The following is a 22,882-nucleotide window of genomic DNA, read 5'->3' on the forward strand; positions in this document are numbered from 1 at the left end:
TTTACCTCTTACCAAATAATTGCACAGGGATAAGCTACGTATGGCACAACACAAAAGTGGCGTGAACACACCGCTTTGGGAACCGGTTTGCTGGATTTGCTGCATCGGTCTTGCTCTGCTGAGCTGCCTGTTGCTGCAGCTTGCCGATGCGCTGTCACCTCTCTACCTGCTGCTCAATGTGCTGGTTGGTATTGCCGCCGCGCTCTGGACATCGAGTAACTTCCATCAGCACACACCCCGACATCGTGCAGGAGAGGAACAAACCGTCGCAACCGATCCTCTCGCCCACTCCATCATCGGGCTCGAACAGGTGTGTGAGAAGGCACTCCCCATCTGGTCCCAGCAAATTGAAAGCTCTCGTCAACAAACCGAAGCCGCGATGATTGACCTGACTCAACGCTTCAGCGGCTTGGCCAACAAGCTGGAGGAAGCAGTCAATGCTTCTCATCTGGCAGCCGGAGAACTGGGTGATGCCAATTCCCGTGGCATGGCTGGAGTCTTGAGCGAGAGCCAGCAGCAACTCAATGAGGTAGTGGCCATCCTGCACTCCGCCCAGGCCAATCGGGACGCCATGCTGGGTGAGATAAAAAGCCTGACCACCTACACCATAGAGCTCAACACCATGGCCATGGATGTGGCCAAAATCGCCTCCCAGACCAACCTGCTGGCCCTCAACGCCGCCATTGAAGCGGCTCGTGCAGGGGAAGCAGGCCGTGGCTTTGCTGTGGTCGCTGATGAAGTGCGCAACCTCTCCCGCCTCTCCAGCGAAACCGCCCAGAAGATGACCGACAAGGTGGATACCATCAATACTGCTATCGGTCGCGCCTTCCAGATTGCCGAAAATGCTGCCGCACGGGATCACGCCTCGGCGCTCAATTCGGAGCAGACAATCGAACAGGTGCTGGCCCGTTTTCGCCATGCCACTGACAGCCTGGCGGAATCCGCCTCCCTGCTGCAAAACGAGAGCACCGATATCCATCGCGAAATCTCCAGCGTCATTGTCTCGCTGCAATTTCAAGACAGGGTCAGCCAGATCCTCAGCCACGTCAGACAAAACATGGAGAGCCTCTCCAGCCATCTGGTTGCTTCGGAGCAGAGCAGCAATGCGACAGGGCCAATCCAGATCGATGCCAATCGCTGGCTGGCAGAGATGGAACTCTCATACGCCACCGACGAACAGCGCAATATTCACCATGGTCGCACCACCCGTTCTGTCAACGCGCAACCAAGCAGCGCCGACATCACATTTTTCTAGGAGAGAGATATGGGCAAAACGATCCTGATCGTGGATGACTCGGCAACTATTCGCCAAGTCGTGGGCATGACCCTCAAGGGAGCCGGTTATGAGGTCATGGAAGCCTCTGACGGCAAAGATGCGCTCAACAAACTAGATGGCAAGAAGATCAACCTGATCATCAGTGACGTCAACATGCCGAACATGGATGGCATCACCTTCGTCAAAGAGGCCAAAAAGCTGGCCAACTACAAATTTACCCCTGTCATCATGCTAACTACCGAGTCTCAGGACAGCAAGAAGCAGGAGGGACAAGCCGCGGGAGCCAAAGCCTGGGTGGTCAAACCCTTCCAGCCCGAACAGATGCTGGCCGCAGTCGCCAAGCTCATCATGCCGTGATCCGGAGCGCATCATGCAACTACAGAGTGAGCTACTCGACAACAAGGTAGTGGTGACCATGCCGGATGAGATCACCATTTATACAGTCAGCGAGCTGAAAGATGCTCTCTCGCCCTTATTGCATCAGGGGAACGAACTGGAGCTGAATCTGGCAGCGGTATCCGAGATAGACAGCGCCGGGCTGCAACTGCTGCTGGCAGCGAAGAAGACCGCTCTGCAGCAGGGCTCCTCCCTGGCGCTGGTCTGGCACAGCCATGTTGTGCTTGAACTGCTGGAGCTCTGCCAGCTCTCGGCCTTTTTTGGCGACCCCACCCTCATCACCCATGGCGAACGGCCCTGAGCCCCCATGACAAGGAGTCACCGTGAGCATCGATCTTGATCAGGCTTTACAAACCTATATCGCCGAGGCACGCGAGTTGCTTGAAGAGATGGAGTCAGCCCTTCTATCACTGGAATCTGACCCTGACAATAGCGAGCTGATTGGTGCCATCTTCCGTGCTGCTCATACCATCAAGGGGTCAGCTGGCCTGTTTGGTCTGCAACCCATCGTCGGGTTTACCCATATCGTCGAGGATCTGCTCGACCAGATCCGCAATCAGCAGCTCACCGTCACCTCTCCTCTGATCAAGGATCTGCTGGAGAGCTGTGACCACATCCAGACGCTCATCAGTGTCGTTGCAGAACAGGGCAGCACCTTAAGCGAGGGCGATGCCAACCAGGATGAACGGCTGAGGCTCACCCTCACCCGTCATCAGTGCGTCCCCCATGCCACGCTGCCAGATACTGTACATACGCCGGAACCCAAGATCGAAAAAGAGGGAGGGATTACCAGCTCCGCCTCCCTGTGGCATATATCCCTGCGTTTTGGTCCCGATGTGCTGCGCAATGGCATGGATCCGGCCGCATTTCTGCGCTATCTCGGCACACTAGGAATCATATGCTCGGTGGAGACCATCCATCAGGCGCTACCGGATTGGGAACAGTTCGATCCGGAGAATTGCTACCTCGGCTACGAGATAGACTTCGACTCGCAGGCAGATAAGGCAGCCATCAGCGATGTCTTTGAATTTGTCAGAGATGACTGCCAGATCACCATCTTGCCGCCCCACAGCAAGATCGCCGAGTTCATCAACCTGATCGAGTCGCTGCCTGAAGATAGCTCCATGTTGGGGCAGTTGCTGGTCAACACCGGCGCCCTGACGGCAGAGGAGTTAGCAAGCGGTCTGCAGGCACAACAAGCGACCCCGGCAGAACAAGCGCCCAAACTCGGGGAGATCCTGATTGCGCAGGGAGCTGTCAACGAAGCCGTCGTCGATGCCGCCCTGAAAAAACAGAACCAGACCAAGGAGAGCAAGAGCAAAGAGGGCCGTTACGTCAGGGTGCATGCCGACAAGCTGGACGATCTAATCAATCTGGTCGGGGAGTTGGTAGTCGCCAGTTCAGGAGCCAATCTGCTGGCCCAACGCACCCGCGAAAGCCAACTGCAGGAAGCCACCTCGGTCATTGCCATGCTGGTGGAAGAGATCCGCGACAGTGCACTGCGCCTGCGAATGGTGCCTATCGGCGATACCTTCAACCGCTTCCAGCGGGTGGTGCGCGATGTCAGTCAGGAACTGAACAAGGATATCACTCTGGTGATCTCCGGAGCCGAGACTGAACTGGACAAGTCGGTGGTAGAGAAGATCGGCGATCCGCTGATGCATCTGGTCAGAAACTCGATGGATCATGGCATTGAATCGGCAGAGCAACGGCTGCTGGCAGGCAAATCCCCCCGTGGCACCCTGAATCTTAATGCCTATCACGACTCCAACAGTATCGTCATCGAAATTCGGGATGACGGTGCAGGTCTCAACAAAGCCAGGATCCAGCAAAAAGCCATCGAGCGCGGTCTGATCAACCCAACCACCACGCTGACGGATCAGGAGATATACAACCTGATCTTCGAGCCGGGGTTCTCTACCGCCGAGGCGATAACCAACCTCTCCGGTCGCGGGGTTGGCATGGATGTCGTCAAACGCAACATCACAGCCCTGCGCGGCACGGTCGATCTGGACAGCATCCCGGGAAAAGGAACCCGTGTGCAGATCCGCCTGCCGCTTACCCTTGCCATCATCGACGGCTTCCTGGTGCGAGTCTGCGACACCCACTACGTCATTCCCCTCGATATGGTGATCGAGTGCGTTGAATTGACCCAGAGTGCACTGTCCGATACCCAGGGTCGCAATTACATCAATTTGCGTGGCGAGGTGCTGCCCTTTATCCGCCTGCAACACTACTTCGATACCAATGGCAGCAAAGGGAGGCGCGAGAACATTGTCGTGGTCAGCCATGCAGGCAAAAAATCCGGACTGGTAGTGGATGAACTGCTGGGAGAATTCCAGACCGTCATCAAGCCGTTGGGGAAATTGTTCCAGCGCCTGCAGGGCATTAGTGGTTCAACCATTCTGGGGGGGGGGGAGGTCGCCCTGATCCTCGACATTCCTTCGCTGATCCAGCACGCAATCACTCAGGAATCCTGTCAGCTCAACAGGTTGACAGTGTCGCGCAACCTGCCTCAATCCAGCATCAACTGAGGGGACCATCATGTTAAAAAATTCCACCATCAAATTGCGTCTTATTGTACTGCTCTGCATGCTCTGCCTGCTGCTGCTGGCCGTTGGCAGCCTCGGGTTATACAACATGCAGAGCAGCAATACCGGGTTGCAGCGCGTTTACAACGACAGGGTGGTTCCCCTCAAGCAGCTGAAGACCATCTCCGACAGCTATGCCGTCTCGATCATCGACAACCTCAACAAGGCCAATGCGGGACTGATCCCGGCAGAAGAGGCTTTGAAGCAGATACAACAGGCCCAGCAGACAATCAAAAACGAGTGGCATCACTACCAGTCCACCACTCTCACACCAGATGAACAGCGTTTGTCAGCCGAGGCGACAACCCTGTTCAACGCGGCCGATACCGATATTGGCAAGCTGGAGAAATACCTAGCCACCCAGCACGGCATGATTACTGGCATGCTGAACAATTTTGACGGTGCCCTCTATGGCTCCATCGACCCGATAGGCAACAAAATCACCGAGCTGGTCAACCTGCAGCTCAATGTGGCCAAGTCGGAATATACCGCAGCGCAATCCTGGTATGACGTGATGCTGCTAACCATGGCGGTGGTTATCGCGGTCGGCATCGCACTCGCAGCCTGGTTTGGCACCCTGCTGATCAAAAGCATCATCACCCCCATCGAACAGGCTCTACGCGTGGCCAATAGTCTGGCCGATGGCAATCTGGATGTATCGATCCAGATAGAGTCCAACGATGAAGCGGGTCAGCTCTTGATGGCGATGGATAACATGGTCAAGAAACTCGGGGCCTTGATCACGGATATCGAGACCTTGGTTACTGCCGCTGTCGAACAGGGCGACTTCAGCCACAAGATTGCGCTGGAGGATCGTCAGGGATATATCAAGCGGGTATCCGAGCTGCTGAATCGCCTCTCCCACGTGACAGATACCAGCCTGGAAGATGTGATGCGCATTGCCACCGCGCTCTCCAAGGGTGACCTGACCCAACGGATCGATGAGCCCTATCCAGGAATTTTTGGCCAGACCAAAGACGGCCTCAACCGGACCATCACTGCGCTGACCAATATCATCGAAGAGGTACGCAACGCCGCCGACAACCTGACCAATGCCTCCAATCAGGTGAGCAACACGGCGCAGGCATTGAGCCAGGCCACCAGCGAGCAAGCGGCCAGCGTTGAAGAGACCAGCGCCTCTATCGAGCAGATGAGCGCCAGCATCAATCAGAACACCGAGAACGCCAAGATCACCGACAGCATGGCCAGCAACTCGGTGCTGGAGGCAACCGAAGGGGGCCAATCCGTTCAACAGACGGTGACCGCCATGCAGCAAATCGCCAAGAAAGTCAGCATCATCGACGACATTGCCTACCAGACCAACCTGCTTGCCCTCAACGCCGCCATCGAGGCGGCTCGCGCCGGAGAGCATGGCAAAGGCTTCGCGGTGGTTGCTGCCGAGGTGAGAAAACTGGCAGAGCGCAGCCAGATCGCAGCGCAGGAGATTGGCGAGCTCTCCTCCGACAGCGTCAGCAAGGCAGAGCGGGCTGGCAACCTGCTGGAGAGGATCGTCCCCTCCATTCGCAAAACCTCTGATCTGGTACAAGAGATCAATGCCGCCTCAGGTGAACAGGCCAGCGCAGCCAACCAGATCAGTCTGGCCATGAACCAGCTTAATCAGGTGACACAGCAAAATGCGGCCAGCAGCGAGGAGCTGGCGGCCACGGCCGAAGAGATGAGCTCGCAAGCCAGCGAACTGCAGCAAACCATGGCCTTTTTTGCTCTGGAGAAAAGTGCGCAGCTCAACACCAGGCCCAATGAAACCGGCCACAAGGGCATGCCTCCCAGAGGCAGTTTCATCGCCCCCCCACAACGGGCCAGCCAGCCCAATCAACCATCATCCCATTCCATTGATGACGCGGATTTTGTCCGCTTTTAACCGGAGGCGACCATGCATACATCCACCGACATCACGGTGCCATCAGCGGCCGCTGACGAGAGCAGTGGCGATGCCCAGTACCTGACATTTCTGATCAACAACGAGATGTTCGCCATCAATATTCTGGGGGTCAAAGAGATCATCGAATACGGCAATATCACTCCGGTTCCGATGATGCCGGGTTTTATTCGTGGCGTAATCAACCTCAGAGGAGCGGTAGTGTCGGTCGTAGACTTGAATGCCCGCTTTGGCAATGCACCTTCGGTCATCACTCGCCGCAGTTGCATCGTCATTATTGAGGGGATGGCCCCGCAGGGCGATGAACCTGTAGGTCAGGATATTGGCGTTGTGGTGGATTCTGTATCGGAAGTACTGGGTATCCCACAAGCAGATATCGAGCCCCCACCCAGTTTTGGTGCCCGCATCCGGGCCGATTTCATCAGCGGCATGGGCAAGGTCAACGGCAAATTCGTCATCCTCATCGATACCGGGAAAGTGTTGTCACTCGATGAGATGGCTCAACTCAGCGAACTGGCCCAGCCACAGGCAAGGTTGCCACAAGGCAACCTGCAACCCTCCTGAACAGGCCTCCATACTCCACGACATGCAGCATAAGGAAACGCTCATGACCCAATCACTCTTAGGAAAACTCTTCGGAGACAATGCCACCGAAGTGAGGCAGCGGACCCAGTTACTCGACGCAATCGGCCAGCTGCAACACGCAGTCCTGGCAGAGCAGGCTCCAGCACCACTCGATCTTTCCGGTATGGATAGCCCCTTGCGTGAAGTAGGACATGCCATCAACGAGGTGGTCACCTTGCTCAGTGACAAGCTGGAACAGAGCCGCAACGACATTAAAAAGAACCAGATGTTGCTCCATGAGAACCAGCTGGTTCGCAAAGCCCTCGACTGCGCCAGCACCAACGTGATGATTGCCGATACCAACCTCGACATTATCTATATGAACGAGGCTGTGACCGGCATGCTCAATCAGGCTGAGACCGACATCAAGAAAGAGCTATACAGCTTCAACGCCAATCAGCTAATGGGCGCCAACATCGACAGCTTTCATAAAAATCCCGGCCATCAGCGCGCCATGCTGGCCAAACTCAACAACACCTACCGCACCCAGATACAGCTGGGGGGGCGCACCTTCTCCCTGATCGCCAATCCGGTCTTCAACGATACCGGAGAACGGTTGGGATCCGTGGTCGAATGGGCCGACAGAACCAAGGAGGTAATGATAGAGAAAGAGATGTCCGACATTGTGCAGGCCGTGATCAATGGCGAGCTGCACCGCAGGATGGAACTTGCTGGCAAGAGCGGCTTCTTTCAGGCGATGGGAGAAGGGATCAACCAGATTGCCGAAGTGATCGACAGCACCCTCAACGACGTCATCCGGGTCGTGCAATGTCTGGCAAAAGGTGACTTGACCCAACAGATTGAGGCGGACTACCCCGGCGTGTTTGGCACCACCAAGGATGCGCTCAACAAAACTATCGCTTCGCTCACCAACATCGTCACCGAAGTGCGCGGCGCCTCTGACAACCTCTCCAGTGCCGCCGAGCAGGTAAGCGCGACCGCCCAGTCGATCAGCCAATCCAGCAGTGAACAGGCCTCCAGCATGGAGGAGACCAGCGCCTCCATCGAGCAGATGAGCGCCAGCATCAACCAGAATACCGACAATGCCCAGGTCACCGATGGCATGGCCAGCAAAGCAGCCAAAGAGGCCGTAGAGGGAGGAGAAGCGGTCAAACTGACTGTGGATGCCATGAAACAGATCGCCAGACGGATTGGCATCATCGATGACATCGCCTACCAGACCAATCTGCTGGCACTCAACGCAGCCATCGAAGCGGCGCGGGCAGGCGATCACGGCAAAGGCTTTGCCGTAGTGGCGGCGGAGGTGCGCAAACTGGCCGAACGCAGCCAGGTGGCAGCACAGGAGATTGGCGAGCTGGCCTCCAGCAGTGTCGAGATGGCGGAAAAAGCAGGTCGTTTGCTGGATCAGATGGTTCCTTCAATCAACAAGACCTCGGATCTGGTGCAGGAGATCAGTGCCGCTTCGGTTGAGCAATCCACCGGTGTCAGCCAGATCAATCAGGCCATGAACCAGCTGAGTCAGGTTACCCAGCAGAATGCCTCTTGCAGCGAAGAGCTGGCTGCCACAGCAGAAGAGATGAGCAGCCAGGCTGAACAGCTGCAGCTGGCCATGGAGTTCTTTACCCTCGAGGCCCACACCAAAGAAGGTAAAGCAGCCACCTCGCATCTTCACCCCAATACCCGAGGTCGCTTCATGAACGAGAGCAATGCCAACAGTCGGGAACGAGCCGCCACAGTCCAACGCCCCACGGGCGATGGCGATTTTGTCCGGTTCTAGTCACGGGAGAGGCGTTGCCTCTCCCATCTCCGACAACACAGGTAGAGGGACAGTTTTTTGTATCAAACCCAGCTGCATGATGATGAGTTCTCCCGTTTCCAACGCTGGCTTCATCAAACGGCGGGGATAGAGCTGTCTCCGGCCAAGAAGGCGCTGGTAGCCAGCCGCCTGGCGAAACGGCTCTGCCACTATGAGCTGGATAGTTATGACGACTACTTCCAGCTCATCATGAACGATCGCAGCAGCGAACTGCAGCTGGCGCTCGATCTGCTGACCACCAACGAAACCTACTTTTTCAGGGAGCCCAAACACTTCGAGTTTCTGACACGGGAGATAGTCTCAGCGCACCCGCCCGAGCAATCGCTGCGGGTCTGGAGCGCTGCCAGCTCATCCGGCGAGGAGCCCTACAGTCTGGCCATGACCCTCGCGGAAAAACGCAGCACCTTCAACTGGGAGATCCTGGCCTCCGATATCTCGTCCCGGGTGCTGGAACAGGCGATGAGCGGTCGCTACCCCATCGAGCGGGCGCAAAATATTCCACTGCCCTTTTTGATGAAGTATTGCCTCAAGGGTGTGGGCCTGCAGGAGGGCATCTTCATCATCGATCGCAAGTTGCGGGACAAGGTGCAGTTCATGCAGATCAACCTCAATCAGGATCTGCCGGACATCGGCATGTTTGACGTCATCTTCATCAGAAACGTGATGATCTACTTCAACAAGGAGACCAAAGGGCAAGTATTGCAGCGGCTGGTACCCAGACTCAAACCAGGTGGCTACCTGCTGGTAAGCCACGCCGAGAGCCTCCATGGCCTGCACCACGGTCTGCAGCTTGTCTCGCCTTCCATCTATCAGAAGAAATAAGTCATGACTCGGGAGGTGATCCTGCAACCGGGAGAGCTCTTTTTTGGCAAGGAGGATGTGGTGGTCAGAACCGTACTGGGCTCCTGTATTGCCATCACCTTGTGGCATCCGGAGCAGAAACAGGGAGGAATGTGTCACTACATGCTGCCAAGTCGGCGCAATCCCTCTGCCAAGCTGGATGGGCGCTATGCCGATGAGGCCCTTGCCTTGCTGCTGCAAGCGGCCAGTCACTATCCCGCCCCTATCCATGAATATGAGGCCAAGTTGTTCGGGGGTGGCAACATGTTTACCGAACCTCAATACGCACAGAGCGACAACAATGTCGCCACCAAAAATATTCAGGCAGCCTGGCAGCTGACCCGACACCTTGGCCTTGATATCAAGGCTCATCATCTTGGCCATAGCGGCCACCGAAGCTTGCTCTTTGAGCTCAGCAACGGCAGTGTCTGGCTCCGCCATCATCGTCTGCCACATCAACGGGAGTCGCGAGAATGAAGCAGATCCGGGTCATGCTGGTGGATGATTCCGCCGTGGTCAGACAGGTATTGCAAGCGGTGCTGGAGCAGGAGCCCGATATCCGGGTGATCGCCACAGCATCGGATCCCCTGTTTGCCCAGGAAAAACTGAAGAAAGAGTGGCCTGACGTCATCGTGCTCGATGTGGAGATGCCCCGTATGGATGGCATCACCTTTCTCACCAAGATCATGGCAGAGCATCCAACCCCGGTGGTGATCTGCTCCTCCCTCACCGAAAAGGGGGCCGAGACAACCTTGCAGGCAATGGCTGCCGGCGCGGTGGACATCATCACCAAGCCGACCATGGGGATAAAAAGCTTTCTGCAAGAATCTGCCCACGACCTGGCCATGGCGGTACGTGCCGCGGCCCAGGCCAACCTCAAGCGCGTGGGCAAGCCCTCCTCTGTACCAGTCAGCACCAAACTCAACGCGGATGCTATGCTGGCGCCCAACCAGCACGCCATGGCACAAACCACAGAGCGGCTCATCGCCATCGGCACCTCGACCGGCGGCACCCAGGCGCTGGAAGCCGTGCTGACTGCCTTGCCCCGGGTCAGCCCCGGTATCGTCATCGTGCAGCACATGCCAGAGAAATTTACCGCCATGTTTGCCGAGCGCCTGAACGGGGTCTGCCAGATAGAAGTGCGGGAGGCGAGGAACAATGACCGGGTGATCCCGGGGCTGGCGCTGATTGCCCCCGGAGGCAAGCATATGCTGCTCAAACGCAGCGGTGCCTACTATCACGTCGAGGTGGTCGACGGGCCGCTTATCAACCGCCATCGCCCCTCGGTGGATGTGCTGTTTCGCTCCGTTGCAAAATATGCCGGCAAGAATGCCACCGGCATCATCATGACCGGCATGGGGGATGACGGAGCCCGGGGATTGCGCGAGATGCTGGATGCGGGTGCCAACACCTATGCCCAGGATGAGGCATCCTGCGTGGTCTTTGGCATGCCCAAGGAGGCAATCAAGCTGGGGGCTGCTCGCCATGTGCTTCCCTTGCAAGAGATGCAGTACGCCATCCTCGGCAAGTAATCCCTTATTGCTCGTTTTGACCATAAAAAAGTCCGGCTCCCATTGGGGAGCCGGACTTTTTACATCAACCGGAACCGATCCGGTATCAGGCGAGCAGATTACTCTGCAGCAGGCGCTTCTTCTGCGGCCGGAGCGGCATCAGCAGCAGGTACAGTTGCTTCGGTCGGGGCGTTCGCCTCCTTGATGGAGAGACGTACGCGGCCCTGACGGTCCACTTCCAGTACCTTCACCTTGACTACGTCACCGATGGTCAGGTGGTCAGCCACGTTCTGCACGCGAGCGTCGGTGATCTGGGAGATGTGTACCAGACCATCTTTGCCCGGCAGAATGTTGACGAATGCACCGAAATCGGCCAGACGGACAACTTTACCTTCATAGATGCGGTTCACTTCGATCTCGGCGGTGATGGCCTCGATGCGACGGATCGCTTCCATGGCGGCTTCGTTGGCCACGGCGGAGATACGTACAGTACCGTCATCATCCAGCTCGATGTTGGTGCCGGTCTCTTCGGTCAGCGCACGGATCACGGAACCCCCCTTACCGATCACATCCTTGATCTTCTCAGGATTGATCTTGATGGTGTGGATACGCGGTGCAAAATCGGAGATCTGGGCACGGGGAGCCTGGATAGCTTCGTCCATCACTTTCAGGATGTGCAGACGAGCGCCACGAGCTTGCTTCAGCGCAATCTCCATGATCTCTTTGGTGATGCCTTCGATCTTGATGTCCATCTGCAGCGCGGTCACACCTTCGGTGGTACCGGCTACTTTGAAGTCCATGTCGCCCAGGTGATCTTCGTCACCCAGGATGTCGGACAGCACGACGAAACCTTCTTCTTCCTTCACCAGACCCATGGCGATACCGGCAACGGAGGCCTTGATCGGCACACCGGCATCCATCAGCGCCAGAGAGGAACCACAGACAGACGCCATGGAGGAGGAACCGTTGGATTCGGTAATTTCAGAGACCACGCGCACCACGTACGGGAACTCGGCGGCGCTCGGCATCACGGCAGCAACCCCGCGCTTGGCCAGACGGCCGTGACCGATTTCACGACGCTTCGGGCTACCCATCATGCCGGTCTCACCGACACAGTATGGCGGGAAGTTGTAGTGCAGCATGAAGCGATCGGCACGGTTGCCGGTCAGCTCGTCGATGTTCTGGGCGTCACGCTCGGTACCCAGAGTGGCGACCACGATGGCCTGAGTTTCACCACGGGTGAACAGGGCAGAGCCGTGAGCACGGGGCAGAATACCGGTACCTACGCTCAGGGCGCGGATCATTTCCGGATCGCGACCATCGATACGCGGCTCACCACGTACTACGCGACCACGAACGATGCGGCTTTCCAGGCTGTGGAACTCTTCGCCGATCTTCTTGGCATCTTCTTCCACACCGGAAGCGATAACTTGCTCAACCACACGACCCTTGATGGCCGCGATAGTTTCGTAACGAACAGCCTTCTCGGTGATGCGGTAGGCTTCACCCAGCTCGGCGCTCGCCAGCTCGGCAACCTTGGCTTTCAGCGCTTCGTTGACGGCAGGCGGAGTCCAGTCCCACGGCTTGGTGCCGACGGCAGCGGAAAACTCGTTGATCGCATTGATCACGGTCTGCATCTGCTCGTGACCGTACACCACGGCGCCCAGCATCACTTCTTCGGAAAGGATGGCCGCTTCGGACTCAACCATCAGCACGGCATTGGCAGTACCGGCAACCACCAGATCCAGATCGCTCTGCGGCAGTTCGGTAGTGGTCGGGTTCAGCACATACTGACCGTTCATGTAACCCACGCGAGCAGCACCGATCGGGCCGCCAAACGGGATACCGGAGATGGCCAGTGCAGCAGAGGCACCGATCATGGCAACGATGTCGGGGGATACGGCCGGATTCACGGACATTACGGTCGCAACGACCTGAACCTCATTGAGGAAGCCTTCCGGGAACAGCGGACGAATAGGACGGTCGATCAGACGGGAGATGAGGGTCTCGCCTTCGCTCGGACGGCCTTCACGACGGAAGAAACCACCCGGGATACGACCAGCAGCATAGGTACGCTCCTGGTAGTTGACGGTCAGCGGGAAGAAATCACGGCCGTGATCGGCCTCTTTCTTGCCGACTACGGTCACAAATACGCAGGTATCGTCCATGCTGACCATAACGGCCGCAGTGGCTTGACGGGCCATCACACCGGTTTCCAAAGTGACGGTGTGTTGACCGTACTGGAATGACTTTACAATAGGATTCACGTGAATTTCCTTTTTACAATTTGGCTCTTTAAATTCGCGCACAAGTATACTTGATTCGATGCAAAAGGTAAGCGGCGACGCGAATTCTGTGAGGCAGGCAACGGCTTGAAGAGCAATAAAAAAGGGGAACCTGACGGTTCCCCTTTTTCGCGAAATCTGATGGTCGATTAACGACGCAGACCCAGCTTGGCGATCAGAGCAGCATAACGCTCGGAATCTTTACGCTTCAGGTAGTCCAGCAGCTTACGACGCTGGGAAACCATGCGCAGCAGACCGCGACGACCGTGGTGGTCCTTGGAGTGCTCTTTGAAGTGACCTTGCAGATGGTTGATCTGGGCAGTCAGCAGGGCAACTTGCACTTCGGGGGAACCGGTGTCGTTGGCGCAACGAGCGTTGTCAGCAACGATTTGAGCTTTGATCTCAGCATTTAGAGACATGGTAATACTCCAGTAGAGTGTTTAAAGGTTCACAGCCAATCTCTAATTCAGCCGTGAAATGAGGGCGGTATCATAATCGTCCCCGCCCCTTTTCGCAACGATAAAGAGGCGAAATGGGAAAGACGCGCTGATACCGCCTGAGGATCACTCCTCGTCGTGATAACGCACCAGTCGCTTGGGGGCGACGCGGCCATCATCATCAATCTCGCCAACCCCGATGAACTCGCGCTCCGGGCCGACCGTCATGCGAACCTGACCGCTTTGCGGCGCACCCGCCACCTGCACGGCCTGGCCCTGATTCACATAGGCAGCCACAACCGCCAGCATGTTCACCTCGGGCAAACTTGCTACGGCGGTGTCCATCGGCAGCAACAGCGGATCCAGCTGCTCGCGCGGCGGGATGCTCTCGGCCTTGGCCTGCTCGAAGATGCACTCGAGTTGCTCCAGCGTCAGCATCCGCTCGTACGGATAGCTGGCCACCTGGGTACGGCGCAACTGGGTCACGTGGGCGCCACAACCCAGCACTTCACCCAGATCATCCACCAGAGAGCGGATGTAGGTGCCCTTGCTGCAGTGCACTTCAAGGCGCACCTCATCACCTTCAAAGCTCAGCAGTTTGAGCTCGAATACGGTGATGGGACGGGCTTCACGCTCAATCTCGATGCCTTCGCGGGCATATTCGTAGAGCGGACGGCCGTTGTGCTTGAGCGCGGAGTACATGGAGGGCACCTGCATGATGGGGCCACGGAACTGGTCCAGCGCCTCGATCAGGGTACCGACAGCCACGTTCACCGGACGAGTAGAGACAACCTCACCGTCGGAGTCGCTGGTGTTGGTGCGCTCGCCCAGTTTGGCGGTCACCTCATAGCGCTTGTCCGCTTCCAGCAAATACTGGGAGAACTTGGTGGCCTCGCCGAGGCAGATCGGCAGCATGCCGGTCGCCAGCGGATCCAGTGCGCCGGTGTGACCGGCCTTGGCGGCGTTGTAGATGCGCTTGACCTTCTGCAACACATCGTTGGAGGTCAGGCCGGTCGGCTTGTCCAACAGCAGAATGCCGTGCACATCACGGCCCTTGAAACGACGTCTTCGGGTCATCTCAGGCTTTATCCTCAGTCGTGTCATCCGGTGCGGATTCAGCTTCTTCGTCACGGCCGGATTCGGCCATGCGGCGCTTGTCTTCACGCACAGTGTTGGTCACCAGGTTGGAGAGACGCATCCCCTCGACCAGAGTCTGGTCGTAGTAGAAACGCAGCTCGGGCACCACGCGCAGACGCATGGCACTGCCCAGCAGACTACGGATATATCCGGCTGCTTCGGTCAGCCCCTGCAAGCCTTCCTTGATGCGCTCGGCATCATTTTCCAGCTGCAAGAAGGTGACGTAAATCTTGGCATAGTTGAGGTCACGGGACACTTCCACATCGGAAACGGTCACCATGCCGATGCGCGGGTCTTTCACCTCGCGCTGCAGGATCAGCGCAATTTCACGCTGGATCTGCTGTCCGACCCGACGGGTCCGGCTGAATTCTCTGGCCATATTCTATCCTGCGATAAAAGGGGGCCGCGGCCCCCTATTTTGTCTAACTCTCGGCTTACAGAGTCCGTTGGATTTCAACAGTCTCGTAAACTTCGATCTGGTCGCCTTCGCGCACGTCGTTGTAGTTCTTGACCGCGATACCACACTCGTAGCCGTTGCGAACTTCGTTGACGTCATCCTTGAAGCGGCGCAGGGATTCCAGCTCGCCTTCATAGATAACCACGTTGTCACGCAGAACGCGGATACGGTTGGAACGCTTGACCACACCTTCGGTAACCATACAGCCGGCAACGGCGCCGAACTTCGGAGACTTGAAGACGCTACGCACTTCAGCCAGACCAATGATCTCCTGACGATACTCAGGGGCCAGCTTGCCGCTCATGGCCTGCTTCACTTCGTCGATCAGGTCATAGATGACGGAGTAGTAACGCAGATCCAGGCTCTCGGATTCGATGACCTTGCGCGCAGATGCGTCGGCACGGACGTTGAAACCAACCAGGATGGCGCTGGAAGCAGCAGCCAGGGTCGCGTCGGTTTCGGTGATACCACCTACGCCGGAACCCACGATCTTCACCTTCACTTCGTCGGTGGAGAGTTTGACCAGCGCATCGCAGATCGCTTCCACAGAACCTTGTACGTCGGCCTTGATCACCACGTTCACTTCGGACACTTCGCCCTCGGTCATGTTGGCGAACATGTTTTCCAGCTTGGCCTTCTGCTGGCGAGCCAGCTTGACTTCGCGGAACTTGCCCTGACGATAGAGCGCCACTTCACGGGCTTTCTTCTCGTCACGGACAACGGTGGCTTCGTCACCGGCAGAGGGAACGCCGGACAGACCCAGAATTTCCACCGGCAGGGACGGACCCGCTTCCTTGATCTCGCGACCCAGTTCGTCACGCATGGCGCGAACACGGCCGTACTCGAGACCACACAGAACGATGTCGCCCTGACGCAGAGTACCTTCTTGTACCAGTACGGTCGCAACCGGGCCACGACCTTTATCCAGGAAGGATTCGATCACGACGCCGTTGGCCATGCCATCAACCACCGCTTTCAGCTCCAGTACTTCAGCCTGGATCAGGATGGCTTCCAGCAGGTCGTCGATGCCTTCGCCAGACTTGGCGGACACATGCACGAACTGGCAGTCTCCACCCCAATCTTCGGACATGACGTTGTAACGGGCCAGTTCGGTCTTGACGCGATCCGGATCCGCTTCAGGCTTGTCGATCTTGTTGACCGCAACAACCAGCGGCACACCGGCCGCCTTGGCGTGCTGGATAGCTTCGATGGTTTGCGGCATCACGCCGTCGTCAGCTGCAACAACCAGAACAACGATATCGGTCGCCTTGGCACCACGAGCACGCATGGAGGTAAACGCCGCGTGACCCGGGGTATCCAGGAAGGTGATCATGCCACTGTCGGTCTGGACGTGGTAAGCACCGATATGCTGGGTAATACCACCGGCTTCGCCAGCAGCAACCTTGGCTTTACGAATGTAGTCCAGCAGCGAGGTCTTACCATGGTCAACGTGACCCATGATGGTAACGACCGGTGCGCGCGGCTTGGCTTCGGAGGTCTCGTCACGATCGGACAGTACCGCCTCTTCCAGCTCGTTCTCACGACGCAGCACAACCTTGTGACCCATCTCCTCGGCGACCAGCTGAGCGGTCTCCTGATCGATCACCTGGTTGATGGTGGCCATGGCACCCATCTTCATCATCACCTTGATGACTTCAACGCCCTTGACGGCCATCTTGTTGGCCAACTCGGCCACAGTGATGGTCTCACCGATGACGACGTCGCGGTTCACCACGGCAGCCGGCTTGTTGAAGCCGTGCTTCATGGCGTTCGGCATGGCGACCTTGCCGCGCTTGCCTTTACGGGCACGCGGGTTGCGAGAGTCACGATCATCTTCACGACGACCGGCTTTCTTCGGTGCCTTGGCAGCTGCGGCAGTGCGGCGGCTGGTCTCTTCTTTCCGATCCAACTCGTCTTCTGCGGCTTGCGCATGCTTGTTGGTGGTCAGATGGTAGTCGCTACTCTCTTTGGCGCGAGCGGCCTCTTCTTCAGCCCAGCGGGCTGCGTTCTGTTCCGCCATGAGACGAGCCTCTTCGGCTTTCTTCGCGGCGAGTTCTTCAGCTTTTTTCAAAGCTGTTTGTTCCTGTTGGCGCTTCAGTTCTTCTGCTTCGCGCTTGGCCATCTTTTCTGCCTCTTGCTGAGCTGTGCTACTGGCTGCTTTGGCGGGCTGTGAAGCCTGTCGAGCCTTTGATTGTGCCTCGATCCGCGCCTTTTCCTCAGCTTCACGACGAGCCTGCTCAGCCTCACGGCGAGCCTTCTCTTCAGCTTCGAGGCGAGCCTTTTCTTCGGCCTCGCGACGAGCTTTTTCTTCTGCTTCCAAACGCGCTGTTTCCTCGGCTTCCGCCTGACGCTGTTCATCTTCCAGCGCCGAGCGTCTTACATAGGTGCGAGACTTGCGCACTTCTACCTGCACTTCCTTGTTCTTGCCGCCAGTCCCCTGAACACTGATGGTGCTCTTGGTCTTGCGCTGCAAGGTCATGCGGGCAGGAGCGGCGACCTCGTCACCTCCATGCTGTTTCTTCAGGTGTGCCAGCAGAGCCTGTTTCTCAGACTCGCTGACCATGTCGTCGGCCTTGCTCTTGCTGATACCGGCATCGACAAACTGCTGGAGAAGACGATCAACCGGTGTGTCGATGTCAGTGGCAAGTTGTTTGACTGATACTTCTGCCATTCATTTTCCTCCGTTTGATCTTACTCGGACTGCTCTTCTCCGAACCAACAGATATTGCGAGCAGCCATAATGAGCTCACCTGCCTTCTCGGCAGTCAGCCCTTCAATATCAGCAAGGTCATCGATACCTTGCTCAGCCAAATCTTCCAGGGTGCCCACGCCACGGCCCGCCAGAGCGTAAGCCAGTTCGCGGCTCAGACCGTTCAGATTGAGCAGCTCTTCGGACGGCTCAACGCCATCGAAAGACTCTTCTTTGGCCAGTGCCTTGGTAGTCAGGGCATCTTTGGCGCGCTTGCGCAGCTCTTCGACCATGTCTTCATCCAGACCGTCGATAGCCAGCAGCTCGTTGACCGGTACAAAGGCGATCTCTTCCAGGGTAGAGAAGCCCTCTTCCATCAGCAGACCGGCGAAATCGTCATCGATATCCAGGGTGCTGGTGAACAGGTTCATGATGCGGTCGTTTTCGGCCTGGTGCTTGGCACGCATGTCCTCAACGGTCATCACGTTCAGCTCCCAACCGGTCAGCTGGGAGGCCAGACGCACGTTCTGACCATTGCGACCGATGGCCTGAGCCAAGTTGGCAGCTTCCACGGCGATATCCATGGTGTGGTTGTCTTCATCAACGATGATGGAGGCCACATCGGCAGGTGCCATGGCATTGATCACGTACTGGGCCGGGTTGTCATCGTACAGCACGATGTCGGCACGCTCACCGCTCAGCTCGGCGGAGACTGCTTGCACACGGGCACCACGCATACCGATACAGGCACCGATCGGGTCGATACGACGATCGTTGGTCTTCACCGCGATCTTGGCGCGGGAACCCGGATCACGGGCAGCGCCCATGATTTCGATCATCTCTTCACCGATCTCCGGTACTTCGATACGGAACAGCTCTTTCAGGAAGTCCGGGCTGGAACGGCTGACAAACAGCTGGGAACCACGGGCTTCCGGGCGTACTGCGTAGAGCAGGCCACGGACACGGTCGCCCGGGCGGAAGGTTTCACGCGGCAGCATGTCATCACGGAAGATCACGGCTTCAGCATTGCTGCCCAGATCCAGGATGACGTTGTCGCGGTTGCTCTTCTTGACCACACCACTGATGATGGTGCCTTCTTTATCTTTAAACTGATCAACTACTTGTGAACGCTCGGCTTCGCGCACTTTCTGCACGATAACCTGCTTGGCGGTCTGGGTAGTGATACGGTCGAAGGTCACAGAGTCGATCTGGTCTTCAACATACTCACCGATCTGGATTTCCGGCTGATCAATTTGTGCCGCTTCCAGGGTGATTTCAGCATAGGGGTTCTCCATCGCGGCTTGATCCGCAATGACTACCCAGCGGCGATAAGTGTTGTAGTCACCGGTCTTGCGATCGATTTCGACCCGAACTTCAATCTCGCCTTCATATTTCTTCTTGGTCGCAGTCGCCAGCGCGGTTTCCAGAGCCTGGAAGATCTTCTCGCGGGGTACCGCTTTCTCGTTGGATACTGCGTCAACGACCAGCAAAATCTCTTTATTCATATCCGATAGCCTCGTTAACCAAAGTTCGGCACTATGTTCGCTTTTTGGATATTGGTGAAAGCCAACACGTCGTCCTTACCATCTACTGTCAGGGTGATCATGTCGCCTTGCACAGCTTTGATTACGCCTTTGAACTTGCGGCGGTTGTTTGTTGCCATCCGAAGCGTTACCGCCGCCTCTTGGCCAACGTATTTTTCGAAATGGGCAACCTTGAACAGGGGACGATCCAGGCCTGGGGAGGACACCTCGAGGTAGTACTCCTCGGTGATGGGATCTTCGACGTCCATGATGGCGCCAACCTGATGGCTGACCTCAGCACAGTTCTCGACAGTCACACCCTGCTCGCCGTCGATATAGACACGCAAGGTGGAGTGTTTACCCGCACGGATAAACTCAATACCCCAAAGTTCAAAACCCAAGGCAACGACCGGAGCCTCGAGCAGATCGGTCAAACGTTGTTCCAACGTAGCCAAAGTCACCCTCCGAAAAACAAAAAAAGGGCATAAAGCCCAGATAGATATCGATTCAGAGTAAATTGCACATAACAAAAAGCCCCGATGTCAAATCGGGGCTTGGCGCTTTACCCTGATTGTCGCCTCGCAGCGACCGCCTTCCTGAGCGTAGGAAATGCGTGAAATTTGGTTGCGGGGGCCGGATTTGAACCGACGACCTTCGGGTTATGAGCCCGACGAGCTACCATGCTGCTCCACCCCGCGTCCGAAATCGTGCGAGATTATAGCCACTTCACTCTCTCGATACAAGACTGACTGGCTATAATACACTCGGTTTCCCGAGCTCACTGCTTAATTGGTGCCGTGGGCGGGACTCGAACCCGCACACCCTAGAGCACTACCCCCTCAAGATAGCGTGTCTACCAATTCCACCACCACGGCAAAACTCTTACTCGGGAACGTCAGTATCTTTCTTCACTGGCGCTTTGGTCTGCTCAACCTGTTGGGTTTGTTGCAGATTTTCCCACTCACTACCCTGCTTGACCTTGTTGCTGGACATAGATCCGAGCACCAAGCTGATAACGAAAAACAGAGTAGCCAAAATTGCTGTTGTTCGGGTCAGGAAACTGCCTGAACCACCGGAGCCGAATACTGTGTTCGATGCCCCTGCGCCGAAGGAGGCGCCCATATCAGCCCCTTTACCTTGCTGAATCATCACAAGACCAATCAGGGCCAGTGAAACCAGCAGATAAACGACTAAAAGAATCTCGTACATTTAACTTGCACCCTTTGCCGCTTCAACAATTCCTAAAAACGCATCGCTATCGAGGCTTGCTCCGCCAATCAGTCCGCCATCAATGTCGGGCTGTGCAAACAAATCTCTCGCGTTGCTTGGCGTTACGCTCCCACCATAGATGATTCTAACTTTCTCACCTATTACCGGAGTATCCTCCGCCAAGCGACCACGTATAAAGGAATGAACCTCTTGTGCCTGCTCGGGTGTGGCGCATTTACCTGTACCTACAGCCCAAATCGGCTCGTAGGCGATGATAGCATTATCGAAAGCCATCGCGCCATTTTTCTCTATGACGATATCCAGCTCTTCAGCGATCACCTCAAAGGCTCTTCTCGCCTGCCTCGCCGCACCTGATTCACCTAAACAGAGGATGGGAATCAAGCCTGCCGCTCTGGCTGCCGCAAACTTCTCTGCGACTATAAAACTGGTCTCACCAAAGAGACGCCTGCGCTCGGAGTGCCCTACCAATACGTAACGACACCCTGCCTCAACCAGCATCTGACACGAGATTTCTCCAGTGTAAGCGCCAGTAGCGTGCTGACTCACATTCTGAGCCCCCAACTTTATTACCTTCTGCTCATTGAGCAGTGAAGCACTAAAGTCGAGATGTACATGGGAAGGACAGAGAACCACATCTACTTTTCCGTCAACACCGTTTAGGCACTGACTCGTAAACTGCTCTAACTGCGACCTACTACCGTGCAACTTCCAGTTGGCTGCTACAAACGGCTTGCGATGTCCCATCGGCAACTCCCTTGCGAAAGCGGGGCTGATAATATCCAGAGGATGTTCAGCTGACAAGTGCTATTTTTAAATTTTTGAATCGTTTGAACAAGATACAACCAGGGCGGCTAAAAAGTCGCCCTGGTTGTTCATTAAAACGCCGATTCAACCTGCTTGGCGATGCGCTGAGCCATGTCACGCACCTGCTGTTCATGCTCCCCTTCGACCATGACCCGGATCAGCGGTTCGGTACCTGATTTACGCAACAGTACGCGACCACGGCCAGCCAGCTCCTGTTCCACCTTGGCAACCTCAGCCATGACAGCATCAGCGGCCAGCGGATCCTTGCCTTCGGCAAAACGAACATTCACCAGCACCTGCGGGAACTTGCTCATGCCGGAGCGCAGCTTGGCCAGCGGCATCTCGGCACTGCGCATGGCGGTAAGTACCTGCAAAGCGGCCACGATGCCATCACCCGTAGTGGTTTGATCCAGACAGATAATGTGGCCGGAGTTCTCGCCACCGATACGCCAGCCCTTCTCTTCCATCATCTCCAGCACATAGCGGTCACCCACCTTGGCACGGGCAAACGGAATGCCCAGGGTTTGCAGCGCCAGCTCCAGACCCATGTTGGCCATCAGGGTGCCGACGACACCGCCTTTGAGGCGACCATTGCGCAGGGCATCGCGCGCGATGATATAGAGCACTTCATCACCGTCGATGAGATAGCCGGTATGGTCAACCATGATCAGACGGTCGCCGTCACCATCAAAGGCAACCCCCAGATCGGCCTTGCACTCCAGTACCTTGGCAACCAGAGCGTCAGGCGCAGTCGAACCGACACCATCGTTGATATTGAGACCATCCGGGGCACAGCCCATGGTGATCACTTCAGCGCCCAGCTCGCGGAAAACCGAAGGCGCAATGTGGTAAGTGGCGCCGTGGCCACAGTCGACCACCATTTTCACCCCATCCAGATTCATGTGGGAGGGGAAGGTGCTCTTGCAAAATTCGATATAGCGACCGGCTGCATCATCAATGCGCACCGCTTTGCCAAGTTCGGCCGACTCGACACACTTGAGCTCGTGATCCAGCTCGGCTTCGATAGCCAGCTCGACATCATCGGGCAGCTTGGTGCCATCGGCGGAGAAGAACTTGATGCCGTTGTCGTAGAAGGGGTTGTGGGAAGCGCTGATGACGATGCCAGCTTCGGCACGGAAAGTGCGAGTCAGGTAGGCAACCGCCGGCGTGGGCATGGGCCCCATCAGAATGGCTTTAAGGCCTGCTGCGGAGAGCCCCGCTTCCAGCGCGGATTCCAGCATGTAACCGGAGATGCGGGTATCTTTGCCAATCAGCACCTTTTTGGTGCCCTTCTTGGAGAGCACCTTGCCGGCAGCCCAACCCAATTTCATTACAAAATCAGGGGTGATCGGGTATTCGCCAACCTTGCCGCGTACCCCATCGGTACCGAAATACTTTCTTGCCATTG

At 56.7% G+C, this 22,882-nt stretch carries 20 protein-coding genes and 2 tRNA genes; 10 read left to right on the plus strand and 12 right to left on the minus strand.

Annotated features, from left to right (window positions below; translation table 11 throughout):
• Positions 1–40 precede the first annotated feature (40 nt).
• The 10 genes from ACTG2O_RS20790 to ACTG2O_RS20835 are packed head-to-tail and all read left to right on the plus strand — an operon-like array spanning position 41 to position 10,933.
• Complete coding sequence (locus tag ACTG2O_RS20790; protein WP_019446273.1) at positions 41–1,255, plus strand: methyl-accepting chemotaxis protein; 1,215 nt, start codon at positions 41–43, stop codon at positions 1,253–1,255.
• Between the two features lie 9 nt (positions 1,256–1,264).
• On the plus strand, positions 1,265–1,633 hold the full coding sequence (locus ACTG2O_RS20795; RefSeq protein WP_005338778.1) for a response regulator: 369 nt from the start codon (positions 1,265–1,267) through the stop codon (positions 1,631–1,633).
• Positions 1,634–1,646: 13 nt separating this feature from the next.
• Positions 1,647–1,973, plus strand: a complete 327-nt coding sequence (locus ACTG2O_RS20800) for an STAS domain-containing protein (RefSeq protein WP_005358513.1) — start codon at positions 1,647–1,649, stop codon at positions 1,971–1,973.
• A gap of 22 nt (positions 1,974–1,995) precedes the next feature.
• A complete protein-coding gene (locus ACTG2O_RS20805; protein ID WP_064337188.1) occupies positions 1,996–4,206 on the plus strand; it encodes a chemotaxis protein CheA in 2,211 nt (736 codons plus the stop codon).
• Positions 4,207–4,216: 10 nt separating this feature from the next.
• Positions 4,217–6,142, plus strand: coding sequence for a HAMP domain-containing methyl-accepting chemotaxis protein (locus ACTG2O_RS20810; RefSeq protein WP_019445911.1), 1,926 nt, complete (start codon positions 4,217–4,219; stop codon positions 6,140–6,142).
• A gap of 12 nt (positions 6,143–6,154) precedes the next feature.
• Positions 6,155–6,724, plus strand: coding sequence for a chemotaxis protein CheW (locus ACTG2O_RS20815; RefSeq protein WP_111899904.1), 570 nt, complete (start codon positions 6,155–6,157; stop codon positions 6,722–6,724).
• A gap of 43 nt (positions 6,725–6,767) precedes the next feature.
• Positions 6,768–8,522 carry a methyl-accepting chemotaxis protein gene (locus ACTG2O_RS20820; RefSeq protein WP_439976582.1) on the plus strand — a complete coding sequence of 585 codons (1,755 nt, stop codon included), beginning with the start codon at positions 6,768–6,770 and terminating at the stop codon, positions 8,520–8,522.
• A gap of 57 nt (positions 8,523–8,579) precedes the next feature.
• Positions 8,580–9,383 (plus strand): CheR family methyltransferase, encoded by an 804-nt coding sequence (locus ACTG2O_RS20825; RefSeq protein WP_439976583.1) that lies wholly within the window; start codon positions 8,580–8,582, stop codon positions 9,381–9,383.
• Between the two features lie 3 nt (positions 9,384–9,386).
• A complete protein-coding gene (gene cheD, locus ACTG2O_RS20830; protein WP_058059429.1) occupies positions 9,387–9,878 on the plus strand; it encodes a chemoreceptor glutamine deamidase CheD in 492 nt (163 codons plus the stop codon).
• On the plus strand, positions 9,875–10,933 hold the full coding sequence (locus tag ACTG2O_RS20835) for a protein-glutamate methylesterase/protein-glutamine glutaminase (protein WP_005338795.1): 1,059 nt from the start codon (positions 9,875–9,877) through the stop codon (positions 10,931–10,933). Before cheD ends, ACTG2O_RS20835 begins: the two co-directional genes overlap by 4 nt.
• Positions 10,934–11,031: 98 nt before the next feature.
• On the opposite strand, the gene pnp is transcribed toward ACTG2O_RS20835, so the two are convergent.
• From pnp to glmM, 12 genes are all read right to left on the minus strand, one after another.
• Positions 11,032–13,179 (minus strand): polyribonucleotide nucleotidyltransferase, encoded by a 2,148-nt coding sequence (gene pnp / locus ACTG2O_RS20840; RefSeq protein ID WP_439976584.1) that lies wholly within the window; start codon positions 13,177–13,179, stop codon positions 11,032–11,034.
• A gap of 167 nt (positions 13,180–13,346) precedes the next feature.
• The gene (gene rpsO / locus ACTG2O_RS20845) at positions 13,347–13,616 is read right to left on the minus strand and encodes a 30S ribosomal protein S15 (protein ID WP_005338797.1); all 270 of its coding nucleotides are present in this window, start codon (positions 13,614–13,616) and stop codon (positions 13,347–13,349) included.
• 144 nt (positions 13,617–13,760) lie between these two features.
• Entirely contained in the window at positions 13,761–14,711 is a 951-nt protein-coding gene (gene truB, locus ACTG2O_RS20850; RefSeq protein WP_005338798.1) for a tRNA pseudouridine(55) synthase TruB, read from the minus strand.
• A 1-nt stretch (position 14,712) separates the two neighbouring features.
• Positions 14,713–15,150, minus strand: coding sequence for a 30S ribosome-binding factor RbfA (gene rbfA / locus ACTG2O_RS20855; protein ID WP_005338799.1), 438 nt, complete (start codon positions 15,148–15,150; stop codon positions 14,713–14,715).
• Positions 15,151–15,205: 55 nt separating this feature from the next.
• Complete coding sequence (gene infB, locus ACTG2O_RS20860) at positions 15,206–17,899, minus strand: translation initiation factor IF-2 (protein ID WP_005338806.1); 2,694 nt, start codon at positions 17,897–17,899, stop codon at positions 15,206–15,208.
• A gap of 20 nt (positions 17,900–17,919) precedes the next feature.
• On the minus strand, positions 17,920–19,422 hold the full coding sequence (gene nusA, locus ACTG2O_RS20865; RefSeq protein WP_439976585.1) for a transcription termination factor NusA: 1,503 nt from the start codon (positions 19,420–19,422) through the stop codon (positions 17,920–17,922).
• Positions 19,423–19,436: 14 nt separating this feature from the next.
• Positions 19,437–19,895, minus strand: coding sequence for a ribosome maturation factor RimP (gene rimP, locus ACTG2O_RS20870; RefSeq protein ID WP_005338809.1), 459 nt, complete (start codon positions 19,893–19,895; stop codon positions 19,437–19,439).
• A gap of 166 nt (positions 19,896–20,061) precedes the next feature.
• A tRNA-Met gene (locus tag ACTG2O_RS20875) sits at positions 20,062–20,138 on the minus strand.
• 92 nt (positions 20,139–20,230) lie between these two features.
• A tRNA-Leu gene (locus ACTG2O_RS20880) sits at positions 20,231–20,315 on the minus strand.
• Between the two features lie 7 nt (positions 20,316–20,322).
• A complete protein-coding gene (gene secG, locus ACTG2O_RS20885; RefSeq protein ID WP_005338811.1) occupies positions 20,323–20,649 on the minus strand; it encodes a preprotein translocase subunit SecG in 327 nt (108 codons plus the stop codon).
• Positions 20,650–21,414: a triose-phosphate isomerase gene (tpiA, locus tag ACTG2O_RS20890; RefSeq protein ID WP_043822828.1), complete on the minus strand. Its 765-nt coding sequence runs from the start codon at positions 21,412–21,414 to the stop codon at positions 20,650–20,652. It lies immediately after the preceding gene.
• Between the two features lie 131 nt (positions 21,415–21,545).
• Positions 21,546–22,880, minus strand: coding sequence for a phosphoglucosamine mutase (gene glmM, locus ACTG2O_RS20895; protein WP_005338823.1), 1,335 nt, complete (start codon positions 22,878–22,880; stop codon positions 21,546–21,548).
• Positions 22,881–22,882 lie beyond the last annotated feature (2 nt).

The sequence above is a fragment of the Aeromonas sp. 61P genome (assembly GCF_051919545.1).
GTDB classification, from domain to species: Bacteria; Pseudomonadota; Gammaproteobacteria; order Enterobacterales; family Aeromonadaceae; genus Aeromonas; species Aeromonas veronii.